Raw genomic sequence first — 3,033 nt, forward strand, 5'->3', positions numbered from 1 at the left:
GGCCAGGACGATGCGTGGCCGGCGTGCGTCGCCCGGGGTCCTGCTCGGCTCGTCACCTCAAGGCGGCTGAGAGGCCGGATGACTGTTCGGACCTGGCGCACGAGCGCGCTGCCTACGAATACGTCGTGGTGCACCTCAGCGTCCAGACGGATGCGTGATCGGTCCGGCTCAGGACGCGGGATACGTGCCCTTGCCTTCGCTCACAGCCCGTTGATCCTTCTTTGCCGCTCGGAGTGCGACCTCCTTCCGTGACTCGTGGTCGCTCTCCCCGCCACCGGCTACAGGAGACCTCACCCACCGGCGACGTCCTCGGACCGGTGCCGGTGCGGGTGGGCTGTGGCGCAGTCAGGAGTCGTGAGGGCGGGGAGGATGTGGGAGTTCGTCTGCGAGACCTTTTTCTCGCAGCCAGGCGAGGCTTCGGTACGCACAGGCGACCGACGACTGGGCCTTGATGGTTCCCTCGGCGAGAAGGGCGGGGATCTTGTCGAGGTCGGCTTCGACGACCTCGAGGCCTGCGGCGCGTTCGGTGTCGTCGAGGTCCTGCGCCAGGCGTGGGGCCGCGTGCAGGGCGACCACGCAATGGACGCGGTTTGTGTTCTTGCTCGCGTCGTCGAAGAACTCACCGATGGAGACCACGTCGTCCGACCACCAGCCAGTCTCCTCCCGAAGTTCGCGGAGACCGGCGTCCTCTGCTCGCTCCGTGGTGAACGTGCCGGCCGGAAGTTCGAGCGTCACCGCGCCCGCACCGTGTTTGTACTGGCGCACGAGCGGCACACGCCGTGCGTCCGAGACGGCGAACACGACCGCGACCTCGGGCCGCACGGCGAGGAAATAGTCGTTCAGCACGCTGCCGTCGGGAAGCCGCACGGTTTCCCGGCGGATCTTGCACCAGGTCTCATCGAGGGCCATCTCCGAATCGAGCACTCGCCAGCGCTGCGGCTCGCGGGCATGGCCGTCGGCCGCGTCCCTTTCTGTCCGGCTCACAATTCTCTCCCGCCTGTCGCTGGGTCGGTGGTCAAGGTTGGTTGGCCCCGGCCAAGTCCAAGCCGAAGCGCTCGATCCAGGTGACACATGCTCCAGCGATGAAGTTAGGATCTATGCCGTCAAAGATGTCTGGTTTCGAGGACAAGATAACGTAACAAAGTCCTGGCACTGTTCCGGCGGTGCGGGCCTCGTGATCACGGCGGACCTGCTCGGCGATCGCGGTCAGCTCGGTGATAGAAATGTCGCTTTCGTTCACCTTTGTATATGCGGTGCAGTGCTCCGTGCGCCCTTCCCGCACCCAAGAGATGACACCACGCGAGTAGGCCACCGAGTTCGATGCCGTATCGGGTGACTCGTGGAGCAGGCGGACCGCCGTGGCGGCGAGCCTGCTGCGGGCGCTGTCCTGGAGGGAGACCGCCGCCTCCAGTGCCTTTTCACGCAGGTCTGTGCCGATATTTTCGATGAGCTGGACCTCGCGTTCGCTCCGGGCGCCGCGTGCCGACTCGGCCAGGGCGTAGTCCAGTATGGTCTGGAATTCGCTGTTGAATCGGTCTGAAAGAATATTGGTAGCGGACAGGTTCGACTCGATTCCCGACCTCAGGCTGAGGATCGCCTCCAGCGTCTCGCGATGCAACTGGCTCGCCCGCTGCTCCTGCCTGATGCCCACGGCGTAATTCACCGCGGTCAGTGCGAGTTGGCCGCAGAAGGAAATGACGGCCAGTGCCATGGCGGTGGCCGCCAGGGCTTCATCCGTCGCGGAGCGCAGCGAGACGACGAGAGATACCAGCAGCCCGACCGTGATCAGGGTCATCACGGTCAGCAACCAGTTCTTCGGAAGGCGGACGTAGTCGTCCCCCTTCGTCTGCTCACTCATCTCCTCCGCCTCCCTCACGGAGCACACGAATCCCCGTACGGGAGGGGACCACGGGCTCGCAGGTCCAGTCCTCCGCAGTCAGGCGGTGAAGGATCTCGTCGGGTACCGGCGGCAGCATGAGCCAGGCCGCACCCGGTCCGGCTCCGCCGAGCGGTTTGGCGACGACGGCGCCCGACTCAAGGAACGGCCACAACGGCGTGGCCTGGGCGGCCGTCCTGATGACCGGGTGCAGTCTGATCTGCTGCTCCAGTACTCGGCCGACGAGGTCACGGGCCGCCGCGAACTGGGAGGCGCCGCTGCACAACGTCTCGTACAGCCGGTCACCGATGCGCACCAGGGCGCGCAGCGCGGACCGCACCTCGTCTCCGTCAGGGCCGTGCATACCACCGAGGACGAGATCCACCATCCGGCCTGAGCCGACCCGTCGGTCCGGGGGGACCACGACACGGGCGCTATCGAGGAATCCCAGCGCCTGCGGCAGCGGTGTGCACTCCACCGTCACTCCGGTGAACCTGTAGCAGCACAAACCGCCGGCCGTCGCGGCGAGCTGGTCCTGGATACCACTGCTGTGCCCGGCCACGCACTCGACGAGCGCAGCGACATGCGGCAGGGAGAGGTCGGGGACCCGGGTACGGCCGCCTACGGCGAGCAGAGCGCGGCATACGGCGGTGAGCAGGGCGCCGGAGCTGCCAACTCCGATCCCGAGCGGCAGTTCCAGTTCTATGTCGAGCACCGCGTCCACATCGGTGATGACCATGGCACGGCCGAGCATGCCCGCCATTCCTGCCGCGCCCGCGAGTTCCAGGCGCGATGGCGCGGTAACGTCCAGTGCCTGGCCGCGCGGGTCACGCAGGCGAACTCCGACACCGCCGGACGCACCCGGGCACGTGCCGCGGCGCGGGCCCGGGCCGGCACTGCGGGCGCAGTGCACAATGACAGACGACCTGAGCGCGATACTGATCGCCCGCGACGGTCCGGAGGAGATCAAGGGTTCAACATCGGTGTACCCACCGGTGAGGTCCGCTCGCAGCGGAGCCCTGACCCGCACTGAGCTTCCCCCCGTTGCACGGACACCCGAGGTGAGGTCACTCGACGGCGTCTGAGGGCAGGTTGAGCCCTTCGAACGTGACGGGGCTATGCATCCCAATACTGGAATGCCGCCTGTATGGATTATA

Annotated in this window: 3 protein-coding genes; all 3 read right to left on the reverse strand. The window is 66.7% G+C overall.

Annotation, left to right across the window (positions count from 1 at the left end; all coding sequences use genetic code 11):
• Nucleotides 1-345: 345 nt before the first annotated feature.
• The 3 genes from E1285_RS44205 to E1285_RS44215 all read right to left on the reverse strand — a co-directional run bounded on the left by E1285_RS44205 (nucleotide 346) and on the right by E1285_RS44215 (nucleotide 2,630).
• Nucleotides 346-924, reverse strand: coding sequence for an NUDIX hydrolase (locus E1285_RS44205; RefSeq protein WP_132160882.1), 579 nt, complete (start codon nucleotides 922-924; stop codon nucleotides 346-348).
• Between the two features lie 91 nt (nucleotides 925-1,015).
• A complete protein-coding gene (locus tag E1285_RS44210; RefSeq protein ID WP_132160883.1) occupies nucleotides 1,016-1,858 on the reverse strand; it encodes a hypothetical protein in 843 nt (280 codons plus the stop codon).
• Entirely contained in the window at nucleotides 1,851-2,630 is a 780-nt protein-coding gene (locus tag E1285_RS44215) for a hypothetical protein (RefSeq protein ID WP_165967037.1), read from the reverse strand. Before E1285_RS44215 ends, E1285_RS44210 begins: the two co-directional genes overlap by 8 nt.
• Between the last annotated feature and the right edge of the window lie 403 nt (nucleotides 2,631-3,033).

This window comes from Actinomadura sp. 7K507 (assembly GCF_004348425.1).
In the GTDB taxonomy this organism is placed as follows: Bacteria; Actinomycetota; Actinomycetes; order Streptosporangiales; family Streptosporangiaceae; genus Spirillospora.